General features: G+C 63.1%; 16 protein-coding genes. 8 read left to right on the top strand and 8 right to left on the bottom strand.

All coding sequences use genetic code 11. From position 1 onward, the window contains the following. Positions 1-239: 239 nt before the first annotated feature. Entirely contained in the window at positions 240-2,189 is a 1,950-nt protein-coding gene (locus tag RTQ46_RS26010; RefSeq protein ID WP_409518378.1) for a sigma-54-dependent Fis family transcriptional regulator, read from the top strand. Positions 2,190-2,192: 3 nt separating this feature from the next. Here the strand turns inward: RTQ46_RS26010 and RTQ46_RS26005 are convergent, their stop codons facing one another. The 4 genes from RTQ46_RS26005 to adh form a co-directional block, all read right to left on the bottom strand. Further along, complete coding sequence (locus RTQ46_RS26005; protein WP_312440496.1) at positions 2,193-3,173, bottom strand: FAD:protein FMN transferase; 981 nt, start codon at positions 3,171-3,173, stop codon at positions 2,193-2,195. Next, positions 3,170-5,320: a 4Fe-4S binding protein gene (locus tag RTQ46_RS26000; RefSeq protein ID WP_312440495.1), complete on the bottom strand. Its 2,151-nt coding sequence runs from the start codon at positions 5,318-5,320 to the stop codon at positions 3,170-3,172. The genes RTQ46_RS26005 and RTQ46_RS26000 overlap by 4 nt, the downstream gene beginning before the upstream one ends. Positions 5,321-5,438: 118 nt before the next feature. Continuing rightward, positions 5,439-5,819, bottom strand: a complete 381-nt coding sequence (locus RTQ46_RS25995) for a DUF779 domain-containing protein (RefSeq protein ID WP_312440494.1) — start codon at positions 5,817-5,819, stop codon at positions 5,439-5,441. A 9-nt stretch (positions 5,820-5,828) separates the two neighbouring features. Continuing rightward, positions 5,829-7,349, bottom strand: a complete 1,521-nt coding sequence (gene adh / locus RTQ46_RS25990) for an aldehyde dehydrogenase (RefSeq protein ID WP_312440493.1) — start codon at positions 7,347-7,349, stop codon at positions 5,829-5,831. A 304-nt stretch (positions 7,350-7,653) separates the two neighbouring features. Between adh and pedF the strand changes: the two genes are divergently transcribed. Next, complete coding sequence (pedF, locus tag RTQ46_RS25985; RefSeq protein ID WP_409518377.1) at positions 7,654-8,157, top strand: cytochrome c-550 PedF; 504 nt, start codon at positions 7,654-7,656, stop codon at positions 8,155-8,157. Positions 8,158-8,286: 129 nt separating this feature from the next. Here the strand turns inward: pedF and RTQ46_RS25980 are convergent, their stop codons facing one another. After that, positions 8,287-8,607: a high-potential iron-sulfur protein gene (locus tag RTQ46_RS25980; protein ID WP_312440492.1), complete on the bottom strand. Its 321-nt coding sequence runs from the start codon at positions 8,605-8,607 to the stop codon at positions 8,287-8,289. A gap of 259 nt (positions 8,608-8,866) precedes the next feature. On the opposite strand from RTQ46_RS25980, the gene RTQ46_RS25975 reads away from it, so the two are divergent. The 4 genes from RTQ46_RS25975 to RTQ46_RS25960 are packed head-to-tail and all read left to right on the top strand — an operon-like array spanning position 8,867 to position 13,955. After that, the gene (locus RTQ46_RS25975; protein WP_312440491.1) at positions 8,867-10,735 is read left to right on the top strand and encodes a methanol/ethanol family PQQ-dependent dehydrogenase; all 1,869 of its coding nucleotides are present in this window, start codon (positions 8,867-8,869) and stop codon (positions 10,733-10,735) included. A 20-nt stretch (positions 10,736-10,755) separates the two neighbouring features. Then, complete coding sequence (locus tag RTQ46_RS25970; RefSeq protein WP_312440490.1) at positions 10,756-11,340, top strand: pentapeptide repeat-containing protein; 585 nt, start codon at positions 10,756-10,758, stop codon at positions 11,338-11,340. 15 nt (positions 11,341-11,355) lie between these two features. After that, the gene (locus RTQ46_RS25965; RefSeq protein WP_312440489.1) at positions 11,356-11,784 is read left to right on the top strand and encodes a c-type cytochrome; all 429 of its coding nucleotides are present in this window, start codon (positions 11,356-11,358) and stop codon (positions 11,782-11,784) included. Positions 11,785-11,807: 23 nt separating this feature from the next. Further along, complete coding sequence (locus RTQ46_RS25960; protein WP_312440488.1) at positions 11,808-13,955, top strand: TonB-dependent receptor; 2,148 nt, start codon at positions 11,808-11,810, stop codon at positions 13,953-13,955. On the opposite strand, the gene rtcA is transcribed toward RTQ46_RS25960, so the two are convergent. The 3 genes from rtcA to RTQ46_RS25945 form a co-directional block, all read right to left on the bottom strand. Continuing rightward, the gene (gene rtcA / locus RTQ46_RS25955; protein WP_312440487.1) at positions 13,956-14,975 is read right to left on the bottom strand and encodes an RNA 3'-terminal phosphate cyclase; all 1,020 of its coding nucleotides are present in this window, start codon (positions 14,973-14,975) and stop codon (positions 13,956-13,958) included. A 13-nt stretch (positions 14,976-14,988) separates the two neighbouring features. Beyond that, positions 14,989-16,224 carry an RtcB family protein gene (locus RTQ46_RS25950; RefSeq protein ID WP_312440486.1) on the bottom strand — a complete coding sequence of 412 codons (1,236 nt, stop codon included), beginning with the start codon at positions 16,222-16,224 and terminating at the stop codon, positions 14,989-14,991. A 205-nt stretch (positions 16,225-16,429) separates the two neighbouring features. After that, positions 16,430-17,995 (bottom strand): TROVE domain-containing protein, encoded by a 1,566-nt coding sequence (locus RTQ46_RS25945; RefSeq protein ID WP_312440485.1) that lies wholly within the window; start codon positions 17,993-17,995, stop codon positions 16,430-16,432. Positions 17,996-18,206: 211 nt separating this feature from the next. Between RTQ46_RS25945 and rtcR the strand changes: the two genes are divergently transcribed. Beyond that, on the top strand, positions 18,207-19,829 hold the full coding sequence (rtcR, locus tag RTQ46_RS25940; RefSeq protein ID WP_312440484.1) for an RNA repair transcriptional activator RtcR: 1,623 nt from the start codon (positions 18,207-18,209) through the stop codon (positions 19,827-19,829). A 2-nt stretch (positions 19,830-19,831) separates the two neighbouring features. Further along, the gene (locus RTQ46_RS25935) at positions 19,832-20,617 is read left to right on the top strand and encodes a nucleotidyltransferase domain-containing protein (RefSeq protein ID WP_312440483.1); all 786 of its coding nucleotides are present in this window, start codon (positions 19,832-19,834) and stop codon (positions 20,615-20,617) included. Positions 20,618-20,666: the final 49 nt, after the last annotated feature.

Below are 20,666 nucleotides of genomic sequence, written 5' to 3'. Positions count from 1 at the left end.
GATCCTCAACTGCCGCATTTGACTGCGTCTCATCGGGGAGGCGAACTATAGCAAACGGCAATGCACTTCAGCAAGTCTTTTTTTGTGCTGGCACTTAGCTTGCTTATTACCGTTAAAGCAACAGCAACCACGGCTGCTTTTGCTACCTTCCGGTACAGGTGCTACATTATGGAACACCTGTGCAGGTACAGACAGAGCCGCGCCCAAGAGCGACGGCCAACCGAGACCAAGAGACCATCATGCACCGTCCCACTGCTTCAGATCTGAACAGCTCTCCCGCCGCGTCCGCCTGGCCGGACAATATGCCGCTGATCATCGAAACCTCGCACCGGCGCTCGGTCGACTATGGCTTGCGACCGGAATCGGTGGCCGACTTCAGTCCGCTGGCGCGCAGCGACCTGACCGTGCTGATCGAACAGAACCGGCTGCTGCACGCGCATGCCGTGCCGGCGATGGAGACGCTGTACCAGCAGATCGTCAATACCCACAATATGGTGATACTGACGGACGCCACCGGCGTGATCGTGCATTCACTGGGCGATGACGATTTCCTGGAAAAGGCCAGCCGCGTCGCGCTGCAGCCTGGCGTGGCCTGGTCGGAGGCGAGCAAGGGCACCAATGCGATCGGCACGGCCATCGCCGAAAAGTCGCCGACTCTCGTGCATGCGGACCAGCACTACCTGTCGGCCAACCATTTCCTGACCTGCTCGGCCGCGCCCATTACTGACCACCTGGGCAAGGTGATCGGCGTGCTCGATGTATCGGGCGACCAGCGCAGCTTTCACAAGCACACCATGGCGCTGGTGCGCATGTCGGCGCTGATGATCGAGAACCAGCTGTTCTCGGCCACCTTTGAAGACGCGATCACCCTGCACTTTCATACGCGGCCCGAATTCATCGGCACGCTGATGGAAGGCATCGCCTCGTTCAGTCCCGGCGGGCGCTTCCTGGCCGCGAATCGCAATGGCCTGTTCCAGCTGGGCCTGCCGTTCTCGGCGCTGCAGTCGCATACATTCAGCTCGCTGTTCGGCCTGCCCGTCTCGGCGCTGTACGACCATAACCGCACCGCCGCGCCGGGCCTGCTGACCCTGTGCATGCATAACGGCGTGCGCGTGTATGGCCGCGCCCAGCTGCGGCTGGCCAACAACGTGTTCCAGCAATCCTTGTCCGGCGAACGCACGGGGCCAGCCACGCCAGCCGTGGCCGCCAACCAGGCCGCCGCGCAGGCGCGGCGCCTGTCCGGCCTGCGCTATCTGCGCACCGGTGACGCGCAGCTGGAACTGGTAATCGACAAGGTCACGCGCGTGCTGGGCAAGGATATCCCTATCATGATCATGGGCGAGACGGGCACCGGCAAGGAGCTGCTGGCCCAGGCGATCCACAACGATTCGCCGCGCGCCATGAGTCCCTTCGTGGCCGTCAACTGCGCCTCGATCCCGGAAACGCTGATCGAGTCCGAGCTGTTCGGCTATGAAGATGGGGCGTTCACCGGCGCGCGCAAGAAAGGCGCGGTCGGCAAGATCCTGCAGGCCAATGGCGGCACGCTGTTCCTCGACGAGATCGGCGACATGCCGTTCAGCCTGCAGGCGCGTTTGCTGCGCGTGCTGCAGGAACGGATGGTCACGCCGCTCGGTAGCGACAAGTCGATTCCCGTCAATGTGGAACTGATCTGCGCCACCAACCACAATCTGCGCGAGCGCATGGCGCGCGGGCTGTTCCGCGAAGACCTGTACTACCGGCTCAATGGCCTGGTGGTCAAGCTGCCGCCGCTGCGCGAACGCACCGACCTGGAAACCGTGGTGCGCAAAATTCTGTCCACCGAGGCGGAGCACGGCCGCCATCACGTCTCGCCCGAAATTCTCGCGCTGTTCCGCCAGCACCGCTGGCCCGGCAACTTCCGCCAGCTGACCAATCTGCTGCGCACTGCCATCGTGATGGCCGGCGACGAGACGCAAATCTGCCTGCGCCATATGCCGGACGACTTCCTCGACGATATCGAGCAAAGTCCTCCTCCGGATATCGCAGCCGGTACCGACCGCATGCTGGCACGGGGCGCCAACCTGGAAGAGATGGAGCAGTCGATGATCCTCAAATCGCTGGAGGCGAATGGCGGCAATGTGTCGGCCACGGCACGCGCGCTGGGCGTATCGCGCAATACCATCTACCGGAAAGTCCCCAGCCTGAAATAGCCATCACGACACTTGCGCTGGAAAACCGGCCGAGCGCCATTGCCTGCCCTGCTTGTCGATCGCCAGCAGGTCAACACCGGGCAGGCTGGCCGCCAGCAGCGCGGCTCTTTCGCGGCCCAGCACCATGCAGGCGGTCGACAGGCCGTCGGCCAGCATGGCGGTGGGCGCCATCACGGTGACGCTGGCCAGCTCCTGCGGCGAGTCGCCCACTGCGGGGTCGAAAATATGATGGTGCAGATAGTCGGGCGTAAATGCCGTTTCATAGTCACCGGAAGTGGCTAAGGCGCAGCCATTGATATGCAGGGTGGCCGCCAGCGCCTGATCATCGCGCGGATCGCGCACGCCCAGTGTCCATGGCTGTTCGCGCTGGCGTCCGCGCGCCACGAATTCGCCCGTATCGAGCAGCGCGTGCCCGATGCCATGCGCCTGCACCGCCGCCAGCGCCATATCGGCCGCATGGCCCTGCGCCAGGCCATTGAGGGTAATCGCCATGCCCGGCGCCAGGCATATCTGCCGCTCGTCGAACGCGACCTGGCGCCAGTCCACCAGCGCTCTTGCCTGCCGCAGCTGCGCCTGCGTCGGCAGGCTGTCGCGCGCCACCGCGTCGCGCCACGCGCGCCACAAGGGCTGGACCGTGATATCGAAGGCGCCGCCGGTCAGCTGCGACAACTCGCGCGCCTGCGCCAGCACGGCCAGCAACTGCGGGTCAGGCTTATCAAGCCGGCCATCGCGATTCAATTGATAGACCTGGCTGGACGGCTGGTAAATGCTCATCAGGCGATCGACACGCTGCGCGGCCGCCAGCGCATCGGCGATGGCCGCGCGCGCCACCTTTTCGTCCGCATGCACCAGCGATATGCGGATGGCGGTGCCAAACGCAAGCGCCACGCCCGTATGGACTGGCTGATGATGCGGCCGTGAGCCAGCACCAGCACCAGCGGCGATGGCGCCGAGCGAGGCGGCGATAAACGTGCGGCGCTTCATACGGATGCTCCTTTGTCGGCGTGAATGACGATGGTGCGTGCGCGCTTTTGCTCCAGCAGCCGCGGCGCGCATTTCTGTTCGCTTTCATGGATCACCACGCAGTCCATGCACTGGAAGCACTCTGCGTAGACCACCGCGCCACCGGGCTTGATGGCCTGGTAGTCGCAGCGGTGGCGGCAGGTCTGGCACGGCGTGCCGCATTCGCTGCGGCGCGGTATCCAGTCCAGCAGACGAAAACGCCCGAGCAGCGCCAGCGAGGCGCCCAGCGGGCACAGATAGCGGCAAAAGAATTTATGCACAAAGGCGCTGATTGCCAGCAGCGCCAGCGCATACGCCGCATATGGCCAGGCGCGCACGAAATTGAGCGTGATCGCCGTCTTGAACGGTTCCAGTTCGACCAGCGTATCGACGGCAAAGCCGGTCAATGCGCTGGCCATGATCAGCGCCAGCGCCAGATACTTGATGCGTTTGAGACGCAGATCAAGCGCGCGGTTCAGCTTGAGCTGGGGCAGCTTGAACCACCTCGCCAGCTTGCCGGTGAATTCCTGCAGCGCGCCGAACGGACATAGCCAGCCGCAAAAAGTCCCTCTTCCCCACAGCAGCAGCGACACCAGAACGAAAGCCCATAGCGCCACTGTCATCGGATCGTGCAGCAGGAATGACAGGCCGCGCCCGGCCACCAGCGCCTGCAGCGCGCCGGTCAGGTTGACGATCGAGAGCTGCGCCTGCGCGCAGTAGCCGATAAAGCCGACAGTAAAGGCCAGATAGACAAGGCGGAACCAGGCGAAGCGGCGACCGTTGCTGCTCAGTTTGCGCGGCATCGACAGTGCCAGCGCCAGCACGGCCAGTCCCGCCGCCAGTATCAGCAGATCGCTGCGCCGCTCGCTCCATGCCGCATGCCAGCTCGTGTCACCCGGCGCGGCAATCAGGAAACGCGATGTCACGCGATAGGTGACCGGCAGCTCGCGCACAATGCGCTCCGGATAGAACTGGCCCTTGCTGCGCGTGACCGGCACGGTGAAATCAAACGCGGCGCCAGGGTCGAGCCCCGCTTCGGCCGGCACGCGAAACACGGTCAGGCTGGCGTCCGCTGGCGCAGGAATTCCGGGCAGCAGTTTCAGGTCGAGATCGAGGTCGCGCATATCGATGGCCAATTCGTGCTGGCGCAGCAGCAGCCGCTCGGGTATGCCGCCGCGCGTAAAGTCCTCGCCCGGCACGCGATGGCGGCCCGACGAGATCACCAGAATGGCCTGGTCGCCCTGCTCTATCCAGGGCTTGAGTTTTTCCAGGCTCGCTTCGGTCAGCAGGCTGCGCGCCACGCCGGGCACGGAGACGCAGGCGAGATACAGGTCGATAAAAATATCGCCGGGCTGGCGCAGCGCTTCCTCGTCGAGCCGCGCACCATCGCTGCCGGCGTACAGCTTTTCCAGCTGCGCGTTGGTCACCCGCAGATGCCGCACCAGTCCCTCGCCCAACAGGCGCTCGAACGTCATGGTGTCGAGAAGATCCGTGCGCACGCGGGCCATCCCGCCCGCTCCCCTGCCCGCGCCAAACCCCAGCTTGCGGCGCGACACCAGCAAGGCCGCTGCCAGCACGCTTTCATTGATGATGCGCACCGAAACAGTCGCCTTGGAGACACCGTCGATAGTCACGCGCGCGGCGTCAGGCTGGCGCGTACGCCGGCCATTGGTCTCGATGCCGATATGCTGTTTGAGCGAGACGCCCCGGTATTGTTTGACGAATTCGAACAGCGGCGCTTCGCCCAGGCCGTACTGGAATACCGGCTCATGCTGCGACAGCACCTCGACGCCGAGAAAGCGCCCGGCGGGATCGATCGCCACCAGCAGGTTGACGGGCACCCCCGAAAAGCCGGGAATGGGCGCCAGATCGACCGATTCGAAGACATAGCCGGCCAGCTCGCCGCCATTGGCGCCCTGGCGGAACAGAGGCCAGACCGGCAGCTCCGCATCGCGTTCGCCGACCGTCAGCGGCGCCGGAAAACGTTGCGCCAGTTCGGCTTTTGTCATTACCCCCGCCTGCGCGGTGGCGGCGCCGAGCAGCAGCGCCAGCGCGCCCGCCGCCAGGTGAAGGACAAGGAAAAGGGCGAGCGTTATCGCGCGCCGGCAGCGCGCCATGGTATGCATCATGGTCTCCAGTGTGGTCGGGCAGGCGTAAAAAAAGCTGACGGCCGCAGCCGCCAGCTAAACCGTATCCGGGCGAGCGGGGAGATGACGCCCGCTGTGTTCCAGACCGGGTGGCAACAAACTAGTTGGTCACGCCTTTCGAGGGATGCCGCAGCTGCGCCAGCTCGTCGTCGGTGAACAGGCGCGAGCGCGTGAGAAAGCGCCGGCCGGTGCCGTTATCGAGCGAGAACATGCCGCCATTGCCATCGACCACGTCGATGATCAGCTGCGTATGTTCCCAGTACGCGAACTGCTCGATGCCCATGTAGAACGGCGTGCCGTCCAGGTTGCCGAGGTAAACGTCGGTGTCGGAAAGATTGAACTCGCCGGCCGCGTAGCACATCGGCGCGCTGCCATCGCAGCAGCCGCCCGACTGGAAAAACATCAGCGGTCCATGCTTGCCACGCAGGGTGGCCAGCATGTCGAGTGCGGCCGCCGTGGCCGTCACGCGTTCCATGGTCATGACGACTCCTCAGAAGAAGCCCAGCGCGTTCGGGCTGTACGACACCAGCAGGTTTTTCGTCTGCTGGTAATGGTCCAGCATCATCTTGTGGTTTTCGCGGCCGATACCCGACTGCTTGTAGCCACCGAATGCGGCGTGGGCCGGATACAGGTGGTAGCAATTGGTCCACACGCGGCCGGCCTGGATGGCGCGGCCGACACGGAAGGCGCGCGAACCGTCGCGCGTCCACAGGCCCGCGCCCAGGCCATACAGGGTGTCGTTGGCGATGCGCAGCGCATCGGCTTCGTCCTTGAAAGTGGTGACGGAGACGACTGGCCCGAAAATCTCTTCCTGGAAGATGCGCATGCTGTTGTCGCCCTTGAACACGGTCGGACGCACGTAGTAGCCCTGTTCCAGGTCGCCGCCCTGCGTATTGCGCTCGCCGCCGGCCAGTACTTCAGCGCCTTCCTGCTTGCCGATATCGATATACGACAGGATTTTTTCCAGCTGCTCCTGCGATGCCTGCGCGCCCAGCATGGTGGAAGAGTCGAGCGGGTTGCCCTGCTTGATCTTCGCCACGCGCTCCAGTGCACGGGCGATGAACGCTTCGTAGATCGATTCCTGGATCAGCACGCGCGACGGGCAGGTGCACACCTCGCCCTGGTTCAGCGCGAACATGGCAAAGCCTTCCAGGCACTTGTCGAAGAACGCATCGTCGGCGTCCATCACATCGGCAAAGAAAATGTTCGGCGACTTGCCGCCCAGCTCCAGCGTGACCGGAATCAGGTTCTGCGCCGCGTACTGCATGATCAGACGGCCGGTACCCGTCTCGCCGGTGAACGCAATTTTTGCAATGCGTTTGTTCGATGCCAGCGGTTTGCCCGCTTCCAGGCCATAGCCGTTGACGATATTGAGCACGCCCGGCGGCAGCAGGTCGCCGATCAGTTCGATCAGCACCATGATCGAGGCCGGCGTCTGCTCGGCGGGTTTCAGTACCACGCAGTTGCCGGCGGCCAGGGCCGGCGCCAGCTTCCACACCGCCATCAGGATAGGAAAATTCCACGGGATGATCTGGCCGACCACGCCCAGCGGCTCGTGGAAGTGATAGGCGTAGGTTTCCGAATCGATCTGCGCCACGGAACCTTCCTGGGCGCGGATGCAGCCGGCGAAATAGCGGAAATGGTCGATCGCCAGCGGGATGTCGGCGGCCGTGGTTTCGCGGATCGGCTTGCCGTTGTCGATGGTTTCGGCGGTGGCGATCAGCGCCAGGTTCGCTTCCATGCGGTCGGCGATTTTATTGAGGATATTGGCGCGTTCGGTCTGCGAGGTCTTGCCCCACGCATCCTTGGCGGCATGCGCGGCGTCCAGCGCCAGCTCGACGTCTTCCGCAGTGGAACGGGCCACTTCGCAAAACACCTGGCCCGTGATCGGCGTGATATTGCCGAAGTATTCGCCTTTGACGGGAGCGACGAACTTGCCGCCGATATAGTTGTCGTAGCGCTGTTTGAAGGGATTGGCTACGCCCAGTTTGCTGATGTCTGCCAGATTCATGTCGTCCTCTTTCTCGTTGGTCTTAGCTTCGATGAAAGCCGCCGCGAGGCGGCCCTAGGAGTGTTGTGTCAGGTGATCCTGATCTCTTGTTTTGCAATTGCCGTGCCAGCCTGCAAATAGCGGCGATGGCCGCCCGCCCAGCCGGCGCGCTGCGTCAAATAGGATCATCCGCGCCTTGCCGTTGTTCCGTTTCTGAGCAGCGCAACAGCTGCAGCGGCACGGCGCATGGCGATGCGCGCGATGGCATACCGATTGCTACCCAGGTCATGACGCGATCGAGCGCATAACCAGAACGGAGACCATCATGACCCCACGTATTTCTACCACCATCCATACCCGGCGCCTGCGTACCCTGCGGCTGGCCGCCGGCGGCCTGGCCTGCATGCTGGCGGCCGCGGCCGTCTGGGCGCACGGCAACATGACGCCGCAGGCGGTCGATACATCCACACTGCCACAACTGGGCGCCGAGTGGCGCACGGAAAACCCGTATCGCAACAATGCGGAAGCGATACGGATCGGCAACTCTGCCTTTACCCAGAACTGCGCGCGCTGCCACGGGCTGGAAGCCGTGTCGGGCGGCATGGCGCCGGATTTGCGCAAGCTCGACAATGACTGTGCGGCCTTGCCGGATGCCAAGAAAAAAGAGGCTTGCGCGCAGGAAATTGATCAGTATGTGCTGGAGACGGTGCGCCATGGCCGCTCGCGCAATGGCGCCGTGTATATGCCGCCATTCGAGGGCGTATTCAGCCAGGAGGCGATCTGGGCGGTGAAGGCGTATCTGGAGACGCGGCGCGAGGTGCCGTTGTAGGACAGTGGTGTTGTCGGGTTACGCGCTTGCGCGCTAACCCGACCTACGCACCTGCATAAACCGTAGGTCGGAACAGGCCCGCAGGGCCGTAATCCGACAACATTGTTAACCGTGCCGGATTACGTCCCCTCACCCCGGCACTTTCGCCCACGCCATGCACCACCCCGGCGCCGCAATCTGCTTGCGGCCAAACATGGCGCACCCCGCCCAGGCATCGTCCTTTTTCCCCTGAAAAAACGAACAGTTGGCACAGTGCTGCGCCGGCTTGTGCTGCGGGTATTTTTTGGTATCGACCTTGTTCGTATCGTGGCGATAGCCCAGCGCTTTCGCCTGGTCGCTGTCCTCGTCGACCTTGGGTGCACTCGATTGTGCACCGGCCAGCGAGGCGGCGCCCATGCCGCCAACGGCGAGCAGTTGGCAAAGAAAATGGCGGCGTAATGGTTGATGCATGGTGGTCTCCTGTTGTCGTTATCAAGAAGGCGCAAGGCGGCCTTGCCCGTCCATCAGCAACCCTTGTGCCAGCACCCGCCCGCCACGGGCGGCGCCAGCGCACTGTGACAAAACAGGACAGCATTACCGTGCCCACTGTGGCAGGACGGCGCACACCTGGTCGTCAACGCTGCGCAAAACGCCTGGCATGCATGTTGCTCAATTGGTCATCAGCGACCACGTCGCACCACCAACTATAAAACCAGCAAGGGAGACCAGCATGCAGCCAGTATTTCCACGTCCAATCGCTTTCGCCATCCTCGCCCTGATCGCCGGCGCCGCCACGGCCGCCGACACCAAAGTCACCTGGGACGATATCGCCAACGCCGACAAGGGCACGACCGAAGTGCTCAGCTATGGCCTGGGCCTGAAAGCGCAGCGCCACAGCCTGGCGAAAAAAATCAACACGAAAAACGTTGACCAGATCGTGCCTGCCTGGACCTTTTCTTTCGGCGGCGAAAAGCAGCGCGGCCAGGAAGCGCAGGCGCTGGTCCACGACGGCATCATCTACGTGACGGCCTCGTACTCGCGCATTTATGCGCTCGACGCGAAGACCGGCAAACAGCTGTGGGCCTATGAGCACCGCCTGCCCGACGATATCCGCCCCTGCTGCGACGTGGTCAACCGCGGACCGGCCATCTTTGGCGACAAGGTGTATTTCGGCACGCTCGACGCGCGCATCGTGGCGCTCAACAAGAACACCGGCAAGGTGATGTGGAACGAAAAATTCGGCGACCAGAAACTCGGCTACACGATGACCGGCGCGCCATTCATCATTCGCGAAAAAGGCGGCCGCGTGCTGCTCATCCACGGTAACTCGGGTGACGAATTCGGCGCCCAGGGCTGGCTGTTCGCGCGCGATCCGGAAACCGGTGCCGAGGTCTGGGCGCGTCCGCTGGTCGAAGGCCACGTCGGCCGCACCGACGGCAAACCGGGCACGCCGACCGGCGACGCCAGGGCGCCGAGCTGGCCGCGCGACAAGGACGGCAAGCTGCGCGAATCGTGGGAACATGGCGGCGGCGCGCCATGGCAGACGGCCTCGTTCGACCCGGAGACCAATACCATCGTCATCGGCGCCGGCAACCCTGCGCCATGGAATACCTGGGAGCGTACCAAGGAAGGCGACGATCCGCGCAACTGGGACAGCCTGTTCACCTCGGGCCAGGCCTATGTCGACGCCAGCACGGGCGAACTGAAAGGCTTTTACCAGCACACGCCGAACGATGCCTGGGATTTCTCGGGGAATAACTCGGTGGTGCTGTTCGACTACAAGGACGCCAAAACGGGCAAGCTGGTCAAGGCCTCCGCGCATGCCGACCGCAATGGCTACTTCTACGTTACCGATCGCACCAAGCTGGCCCTGGGTGCCGGCTATCCGAACAAGCCGACGTCCTTGATCAACGCCTGGCCTTTTGTCGACGGCATCAACTGGGCCAAGAGCATCGACCTGAAAACGGGCCGGCCGGTGGAAAACGGCAAGCGCCCGCCGCTGCCGGAAGCGGGCGCCGACAAGGGCAAGGCCGTTTTCGTGTCGCCGCCATTCCTGGGCGGCACCAACTGGATGCCGATGTCGTATTCGCCGGACACGGGCCTGTTCTACATCCCCGCCAACCACTGGGGCATGGATTACTGGACCGAGCAAATCCACTACAAGGCCGGTTCCGCCTACCTGGGCCAGGGCTTCCGCATCAAGCGCCTGTATGACGACCATATCGGCACCCTGCGCGCGATCGATCCGAAGACCGGCAAGATCGTCTGGGAAAACAAGGAAAAATTCCCGCTGTGGGGCGGCACCCTGACCACCGCCGGCGGCCTGCTGATCACGGGAACCTCGGACGGCTTCGTGAAAGCGTTCGATGCCAAGACCGGCAAGGAACTGTGGAAGTACCAGACCGGCTCCGGCGTGGTGTCCGTGCCCGTCACCTGGGAACAGGATGGCGAGCAGTATATCGGCCTGTCGAGCGGCTACGGCGGCGCGGTGCCGCTGTGGGGCGGCGACATGGCCGAGCTGACCAAGCAGGTGACGCAGGGCGGCAGCTACTGGGTCTTCAAGCTGCCGAAAGCGCCATCGCGGGTAGCGAGCAAATGAGGACGGCGCCGGGTAGTCTGATGGCTCTCGGCGCGCTGCTGTGCTGGGCCCTGTGCCTGGCACCGCCTGCCGGCGCGCAGACCATCCAGGGCGAGGCCGCGCCCGAGGTCACCATCATCGGCGGCTGCCACCTGTGGCCGTATGCGCAATGCGCGAACGCCGACCTGCGCGGCGCCAACCTGGTCGGCAAGGACCTGCACGGCGCCGACCTGCGCGGCGCGCGCCTGATGCGGGCCAACCTGCGCAGCACCAACCTGGCCGGCGCCCTGCTCGACGGCGCCGACCTGACGGGTGCGATGGCGTATTCGCTCAATGCGCCGGGCGCCTCGTTCCGGCACGCCATCCTGGCCGGCGCCAACCTGGAAACGAGCCGGTTGATGCGCGCCGACATGGACGGCGCCGACCTGCGCGGCGCCAGCCTGGAGGCGGCACGCCTGAATCTCGCCAGCCTGGTGGGCGCCAGCCTGGTCGACGCCGACCTGCAGGAAGCCAAGTTCTGGGGCTCGAACCTGAAGAACGCCAACCTAGAGCGCGCCATCCTGCGCTTTGCCATTTTCCCCGACGCCAACCTGGAGGGCTGCACCGGCTGCCCGGCCGGCTGGTAATACCGGAGCCCCGCCATGCACCGACTGCTTCTGCTTTTGCTGTTTTCTCCGCTGGCCGCGCAGGCCGGGGAAACCAACCCGGTACGCGGCGACCCTGCCGCCATCGCCCTTGGGGCGCAGGTCTTCCAGGCCAACTGCGCGCGCTGCCATGGGGAACAGGCAACCGGCCCCTCGGCGGAAGCGCCGGATCTGCGCCGTCTGAACGCCTTTTGCCAGCCGTTGAAGGACGGCGCACTGCAGGCGCGCTGCCTGCAGGATGTCGACAGCTACTTTATGATGGCGGTAACTACCGGTAAGGTTCGTGCCGGGATAGTCTATATGCCGCCATGGCGCGACGTGCTGACTGCCGGGGAAATCTGGGCCGTGCGCAGCTTTATCGAAAGCCGCCCGCTTGCCGCGCCGCGGCTCAAGACCAGCGTCGACATCGACCATGCAGCGCATTAGCCGTACCCACTATTGGAGAATTCATGAAGCAGTACCCATTCCGTTTGAACGCGGTCGCCGCGCTGTTCGCGCTGGGCGCCTGGCCGGTTGCCAGCGCCCTGGCGGCCGAGCCCGAGGCTGACGCGCAATTCGCTACCCTGCCGGTCGCCGATGTGGTGGTGGTCAGCGCTACCCGCGTCGGCCACCCCAGCTTCGACCTGCCCGCCTCGATCGACGTGGTCGACAGCGCGCGCATCCAGGATGGCCAGATCCGCGTCAACGCCTCGGAAGCGCTGGCCGCGGTGCCGGGCCTGGTGGTGCAGAACCGCCAGAACTATGCGCAGGACCTGCAGATCTCGTCGCGCGGCTTTGGCGCCCGCTCCGCCTTTGGCGTGCGCGGCGTGCGCTTGATCAGCGACGGCATCCCGGCCAGCATGCCCGACGGCCAGGGCCAGGCTGCCACCTTCAATCTCGATACGGCCGAACGCATCGAAGTGCTGCGTGGGCCGTTTTCCGCCATCTACGGCAACCATTCGGGCGGCGTGGTGCAGCTGTTTTCCAGGGATGGACAGAATCCGCCGTCGGTGGAACTGAACGTCACCGGCGGCAGCTACGGCACCAATAAAGTGGACCTCAATGCGCAGGGCGAAGCGAACGGCATCGGCTACGTGCTCGACGGCTCGCGCTTTCGCACCGACGGTTTCCGCGACCACAGCGCGGCCACGCGCGAGCAGGCATTCGGCAAGATCACCGTCAAGCCGAATGCGGACGGCAAGCTGACCATCGTGGCCAACAGTCTGCACCAGGGCAATACGCAGGACCCGCTGGGCGCCACCTGGGCCACGTTCGAACGCGACCCGCGCGCCGGCGAGCTTGACGCGACCGACCCACAGAATCCCAAGCGCACGCTGGCCGAACGCTACAACACGCGCAAGAGCATCGACCACCAGCAGATCGGCGCCACCTGGGAACAGCGCTTCGGCGACGACCGCCTGCGCGTGATGGCATATGGCGGCAACCGCGATGTGATCCAGTACCAGGCATTCACCAAGGGCTTCCAGGCACCGGCCAGCCATTCGGGCGGCGTGGTCGACTTCAAGCGCGACTTCTACGGCATCGACACCAACTGGACCCACGTGAACCAGCTGGCCGGCGGCAAGCTCAGTACCACCTTCGGCATTGACTATGGCCGCTCGAAGGACGACCGTACCGGCTATGAAAACTATATCGGCGATGTGTTCGGCCTGAAGGGACGGCTGCGCCGCGACGAGCAGAATGTGGTGTCCAGCCTCGACCCGTACATCCAGGCGGAATGGCAGAGCGGCCCGTGGATGCTGAGCGCGGGCGTACGGCACAGCAAGATGAAAGTGTCGGTCGATGACCATTACTTCGGCAACGGCAATGACAGCGGCAGCCTGGAGTTCAGCCACACGACGCCGGTACTGGGCGTGCTGTACCAGGTCAATCCGAATCTGAATGTGTATGCCAGCGCCGCGCGCGGCTTCGAGGCACCAACCTTGAACGAGCTGTTTTATTCGGGCAGCGGCAGCGGCTTCAATTTCAGGCTGAAACCGGCCACCAGCACCAACCTGGAAGCGGGTGTCAAGGCGCGCGTCAACAACAATACGCATGTCAATGCGGCCGTGTTCCAGGTGCATACGGACGATGAACTGGTGGTCGACGCTTCCAGCGGCGGTCGCACCAGCTACAAGAACGCCAGCAAGACCGTGCGCCAGGGCGTGGAAGTGTCGCTCGACTCCAGCCTGCCGTATGGTTTCACTACCAGATGGGCGCTGACCAGTCTGCACGCCGTATATGACGAAGCATTCGGTGCCGTCGCCAAGGGCAGCCGCCTGCCGGGCGTGCCAAGCGCGAATCTGTTTGCGGAACTGGCGTGGAAGGACTCGCTGGAGCGCTTTGGCGCGGCGTTCGAGGGCGTGGCCAGCAACAAGGTGTATGCGGAAGACAGCAACCAGGAAAAGCCGGCGCCCGGCTATACGGTGTTCAACGCGCGCGTCAATGCGAAACAAAGCCTGGGCAACTGGCGCTTCAAGCAGTTCGCGCGCCTGAACAACCTGTTCGACAAGACCTATGTGGGTTCGGTCATCGTCGGCGACAGCAACAAGCGCTACTACGAGGCGGCGCCAGGCCGCAACTGGCTGCTGGGTGTCAGCGCGCAGTACGTGTTCTGATCAGGCGGCACTGACCGTGCACAGGGCAGCATGTTCATGCTGCTCGAAGCGTATCGTCACCGGCAGGAAACGGGCGATGATCTCGGCATTGGTCAGCGCATGCTGGGAGATGGTGGTGGCCGTAAAGGCGCCGCCACCGGCCAGCGCCATCGGCAGCAGCAGTTGGTCCGCCAGGTGCTCGCCGACGGCCGCTTCGGACTTCAGATAGCGCCGCACTTCATTGAGCAAGCGCTTGGCCACCGTCTCGGCCAGCAGCGACTTTTCGCCGAACGACGCAAATACCTCCGTCACGTATTCGTGTTCCAGCGTCAGCAGCAGCACATTGCCCGGCCCCTGCTCGGCCGGCAAGGCACGCAGGCGCAACTGCTTGCCGCTCCAGCCCATGCCCGACGCAATGCGTTCCAGTTCGCGCTCGGCCACGCCGGCCGACACGCCGGCCACAAAACTCTCGGCATAGCCGTCATTGCGCTCGCCGCGAACCAGCACCTCGATCGGCTGCAACTGCGCGCACGGCTTCACGCTGGCGCTCACCTCGCCGCCGCCGGCCGGAAAGAAACCGAAGCGCGGCAGCTCGATCCCGATCTGCGCGCCCATCTGCGCCATCACGCGGCCATACGCGCGCTGCAGGAAATGCACGGGCGGCGCCAGCGGATTGTGGGTGCCGCCGGTAATATGAATGGTGGACGGGGCGTGCGCATGCAGCAGCGCCGGCAGCAGCGTTTGCAGCACCAGCGTGCAGCTGCCGGCGCTGCCGATGGCAAAGCGGTAGTCGCCGCCACGTATCGGCCCGGGCACGAATTCCAGCGTGGAGGAGCCCAGCGCCACCGGCGAAGTGCGCGCGCCGCACACCTGCACGGCAGCCTGCACCGCCACCAGGTGCTGGCGCAGCAGGCCCGGCTTGGATCTGCCGGCACGGATGCCCGTCAAACGGAACGGCTGGCCCGTGATCATGGACAGGGTCAGCGCGGAGCGCAGTATCTGCCCGCCGCCTTCTCCCTGGGAACCATCAATTTCTATCATTTTGCTTCTCTTTCTATCCCTTGACGCAGACAACCTGCTTCAACACATGCACCACATCGACCAGTTCGCGCTGGGCCAGCATCACCGCGTCGATATCCTTGTAGGCCATCGGAATCTCGTCGATCACATTGGCATCCTTGCGGCACTCGACGCCTTCGGTGGCGCGTACCTGGTCTTCCAGATTGAAGCGGCGCTTCGCTTCCGTGCGGCTCATGGTGCGTCCAGCGCCGTGGCTGCAGCTGTGGAAGCTGTCCGCATTACCTTTGCCGCGCACGATAAAACTCTTCGCCCCCATCGACCCTGGAATGATGCCCAGCTCGCCCTCGCGCGCCGATACCGCCCCCTTGCGCGTAACCAGCACATCCTTGCCGAAGTGGTGCTCCTTCTGCACATAGTTGTGGTGGCAGTTGACCGCTTCCACGTGCGTCTCGAACGGCTTGTGGATCACCGTGCGCACGGCCGCAATCAGGTTCTGCATCATCACTTCGCGGTTGTTGCGCGCAAAACGCTGCGCCCAGCCGACCGCCTCCACGTAATCATTGTAATGCTGCGTCCCTTCGGCCAGGTAGGCCAGGTCCTGGTCCGGCAGGTTGATGAAGTGGGTGCGCATGTCCTGCTTGGCCAGTTCGATGAAATGGCTGCCGATGGCATTACCCACGCCGCGCGAACCGGAATGCAGCATGAACCAGACAGCGCCCTGCTCGTCGAGGCACACTTCGACAAAGTGGTTGCCGCTACCCAGCGTTCCCAGGTGGCGGTAGTTATTGGTGTTCTTCAGCTTCGGCGTCTTCAGGCAGATCGCATCGAATTCGTCCTTCAGCTGCAGCCACGCCGCATCGACCGCCGACGGCGGCGTATGCCAGGAGCCCTCGTCGCGTCCGCGGTGGCCGCGCGTTTTCGGCGACATGCCGTGCGGGATGGCGCGCTCGATGGCGCTGCGCAGCGGTCCCAAGTTGTCCGGCAAATCGTTGGCCGACAGCGTGGTTTTCGCCGCCATCATGCCGCAGCCGATATCGACGCCGACGGCGGCCGGGATCACCGCGCCCAGGGTCGGAATCACGCTGCCGATGGTCGAACCTTTGCCCAGGTGGACGTCCGGCATCACGGCGATATGCTTGTAGATGAACGGCAAGGTCGCCGTATTGCGCAGCTGCTTTTTCGCCGCTTCTTCGACCGGCACGCCGCGCGTCCACATTTTCACGGGACGGCTGCCTTCTACATGCATCACTTCGTATTCTTCGTTTTTCATATGCTCTCTCTTCTTTTTATCATCATGAGGGGCCCGACAAGGGGTGACAAGATTTCCGGCAACTGCCGGACCGGTTTGACGCGGTTTTACGATGTAATCCTGCCTGCATTCGGGGTACAACGGGTGAAACTGAGCATGACCAGGGATGGACAAGACGCCTTTACATGTAGTCCTGTCCGCATTCATGCGTACTGCCCGGCGGCCATCACGCCACTGCGAACTCGATGGCTTCGATCTCGCCCACCCAGTGGGCGGGGTCCAGCTGGCCAGCGGCAAACGCGGCGATGATCCTGAACACATCGTCGGAAAAACCACCGATATTCAAGATGTCTTCCCGCTCGCACGCCTGGGTGGTGGCGTGCGGCGAAATATCGATGCAGACCAGCCGGGCTTGCGGATTGTGCTGCTTGAACTTCTGCCACTGCCGCATCGTTTCCGTCGCACCCGGCCGTGTCGCGTCGACCCACGACTCGTTGTCGGACACAAAAATCACCAGGTCGGCCGTTATTCTTTTCCAGTTCATGCGGGCCAGCGGCGCGCTGCAATTGGTGCCGCCACCACCGATCGCCGCCAGTTTTGCCGCGTTTTCCATCACCGTGCCCTGCGCATCAAGCGGGCACTTGACCACGCTTTGCTCGAACGGCAGCACCACGGCGTCCGGATTCTTGCGCAGCACGGCCGCCGCCACCAGTGCCGCCACGTCGATGCAGCGCATGACAGAGGTGGCGCTGCCGCGATAACCGCTGACGGGCGACGACATGGAACCCGATACATCGGGACACACCACCACTTTTCCTGCGATCTGCGGCACGTGCGCCAGCGACGCTTCCAGCGCCTGCTCCAGGGCGGACCGCACGATGGCCGGCACGTTTTCTCCTGCCGCCGCATGGGCCGACATCAGCTGGTACGGAAACACGCGTGCCCGCGCTATCGCTTCCGGGTCGCGCAGCTTGTCCGCGATCAGTTGCGCCATGCCCTCGATGCCGAACACGCCATGGCGTGCTAAGGTATTCAGATTCATGCGCAGCATCTGCCAGCCGCCCTGCCGCGCAATCTGCGCCCACTGCTCTGCCGACAAGGGCAAGGCCGTCAGCATCTGGAACGGTACGGCCGGCACCGGCAGCGATGGGTCCATCTTGTATGCTTCGAAAGCACGCAGGATGGGCGGCAATGCCTCCGGCTGGTAGTCCTTGCCAATCAGCCAGGCAAAGAACGCCGCGCGCCATGCTTCCTGCGGTTTCGGATGCACCATCTTCACCACGTCGGCCAGCGATGGCACATTGCCCACCGATGCGGCCAGCAAGGCCTGTTCGGATGCGTTGTTCAGCCAGGCCTGCACCAGTTTTTTCGGACGCGTGCCCAGCGACCTGCGGCCCACGGCGCCCGAGCGCAGGATCTGCACGAAGTTGCGCAGCATCTTGCCGTTGTCGATCACGCGGCCGAACGCTGGCGCCAGTTGTTGCGCGCCTTGGCCGGCCAGCACGGCCAGCAGCAAGGCCGGCATGTCTTTCATGTAGCCGCGCTCACGGCAGTACACGGCCGTCTGCGCAATGAACCGGGGATCGATCGCCTTGCACAATTCCAGCACCGTCGCCAGTTGCGCATCGGCGCCGGCATAAAAGGTCGTGTTCAGGCAGCCGGTGGCGGCGTACTGCGCCAGCTGGTGGCGTGGCGACAGCGCATACGCCGGGGCGCCTTCGGAATTGACGCCCAGCGCTGCCGGCAACAAGCCGGCTTGTTTTGTGCTCTGGAATAACTGCAAGTTGGCCATGATGGAATCCTCTCTTCTACTGTTTTATCTCGTTTGTATCCTCTCTATTGCAAGCGCTGTGCCAGCTTTTGAAACTGGCATAAAAATTTCGTAAGCCTTTGATTATACGAAATAAATTTCTTCCATCAGATTTCACCGAAAATTAGGTGCATTTTTATTTTCATGATAAATTATCTTTTCATATAAATTCTTATCCTGTAATTTTCAAATCATGCAAGCAAAACGTACGGTGGTCATCGGTTTTCTGGGCACGCAACTCGATAACGGAAGAGGTGCCGCGCGCTGGGAAAAGTGGCGGCCCAGCGTGGCGCTGACCCGGCATGACGACAAGGTGATCGATCGTTTCGAATTGCTGTACACGGGTCCGCAGTTCGAGAACCTGGTGCGCCAGGTCGCGCAGGACATCGCCGGCGTCTCGCCGGAGACGGAACTGGTCGCGCATGACCTGCCGATCAAGGATGCCTGGGATTTCGAGGATGTGTATGCGGCGCTGTATGATTTTGCCAACAGCTATCCGTTCGATCCGGACAAGGAAGACTACTGGATCCATATCACCACTGGCAGCCACGTGGCGCAGATCTGCATGTTCCTGATGACGGAGGCGCGCTACTTTCCCGGCCGGCTGGTGCAAACGTCGCCGCCGAAACGCCAGAATGCCAATTCGCCCGGCAGCTATACGCTGATCGACCTGGACCTGTCGCGCTACGACCAGATCGCGCAGCGTTTTACGCGCGAGCAGGCAGCCGGCGTGGCGTTCCTCAAATCCGGCATCGCCACCCGCAACGCGCGCTTCAACGCCATGATCGATGAAATCGAGCGCGTCGCCATCAAGTCGAAAGCGCCGATGCTGCTGATGGGGCCAACTGGCGCCGGCAAGTCGCTCCTGGCGCGCCGCATCCATGAACTGAAAAAATCGCGCCATCAGCTTGATGGCAAATTCATCGATCTCAATTGCGCCACCCTGCATGGCGATGGCGCGGCGTCGACCTTGTTCGGCCATATCAAGGGATCGTTTACGGGGGCCGGTTCCGACCGTCCCGGCCTGCTGCGCAGCGCGCACAAGGGCCTGCTGTTTCTCGATGAAATCGGCGAGCTGGGACTGGACGAGCAGGCGATGCTGCTCAAAGCGATCGAGGAAAAGCGCTTCTTCCCGGTCGGCGCCGACACGGAAGTACAAAGCGACTTCCAGCTGATCGCCGGCACCAACCGGGACCTGGGAAAAGAGGTGGCGGCCGGGCGTTTTCGCGAAGACCTGTATGCGCGCATCAATCTGTGGACGTACGAACTGCCTGGCCTGGCCCGCCGTCCCGAAGATATCGAACCGAATCTGGAATACCTGCTGGCCCAATACAGCGCGCAATCCGGCGAGCGCGTGCGCTTCAACAAGGAAGCACGCGTGCGTTTCATGCATTTTGCGGCCTCGCCGTCGGCCAGCTGGCGCGGCAACTTCCGCGACCTGTCGGCGGCCGTCACGCGCATGGCCACGCTGTCGGAAGCGGGCCGCATTACCGACAATGTCGCTGCAGATGAAATCAAACGCTTGAAGCGATTGTGGCAACCACAGGAGAGCCAGGTGGGCGGTTCCGGAGTGGATCTGGCCGCCATCATGGGGGAAGAAGCGGCCACGCAACTTGATCTGTTCGATGCGCTGCAGCTGCAGTCGGTGATCAAAGTGTGCCGCCAGTCGAACAGCCTGTCCGATGCGGGCCGCAAGCTGTATGCGGTATCGCGCGATGCGAAAGCCAAACCGAACGACGCCGACCGGCTCAAGAAATTCCTGGCGCGCTTTGCGCTCGGCTGGGATACAGTAGCCACGGACAAACAAGAGAACTGATCATGATCCCTGAAGATACACGAGTAGAAATCATGCGCCGCCTGGCGGTGGTGGAAGAAAAAGAAAGCGTGCGGATTTTGCTGGCTATCGAGTCCGGCAGCCGCGCCTGGGGTTTTGCCTCGCCCAACAGCGATTTCGATGTGCGCTTTATTTATGCGCGTCCACAGGACTGGTATCTGTCGGTCGACCTGGAAGACAAGCGCGACGTCATCGAATACCCGATCGTCGATGAGATCGACCTCAATGGCTGGGACGTGCGCAAGGCGCTGCAGCTGTTCTGGCGCTCGAACCCCGCCGTGATCGAGTGGATACAATCACCGATCAATTATATCGACCAGGGCGGTTTCAAGGCCGGCATGCAGGAACTGCTCGAATCCGTCTATACGGTCGAAAAAGGCATTTACCATTATCGCAGCATGGCCAAGACCAATTATCGCGGCTATCTGATGGCGGACATGGTGCCGCTGAAGAAGTATTTTTATGTCCTGCGACCGCTGCTGGCCACGCGCTGGATCGAAGCCTACCGCACCGCACCGCCGATCGAATTTGCGGCCTTGCTGCATCTGCTGCCCAAGGAACAGGGGCTGCTGGAAGAAATCCACATGCTGCTCGAACGCAAAAAGCTGGCGTTGGAAAAAGAACTGGCGCCACGCATCGACAAGCTCAATGCCTTTATTGAAGCGGAACTGGCCAGGCTGGAAAGCTTCAGCGTCGAAAAGGAAGACAAGGCGGGCGGGATGGAGCAGCTCAATGCCTTGTTCCGGAAAATGCTGAACGGGTTGGGGTAGATACTGTTATCCCCGTCAAGCGGTGTGCAAGGTCGGATCAAATATTTTT

The organism is Janthinobacterium sp. (assembly GCF_031995485.1).
In the GTDB taxonomy this organism is placed as follows: domain Bacteria; phylum Pseudomonadota; class Gammaproteobacteria; order Burkholderiales; family Burkholderiaceae_D; genus Janthinobacterium.
The sequence above is the reverse complement of the archived record's forward strand: the minus strand, read 5'-3'. Positions and strand labels throughout refer to the sequence as shown.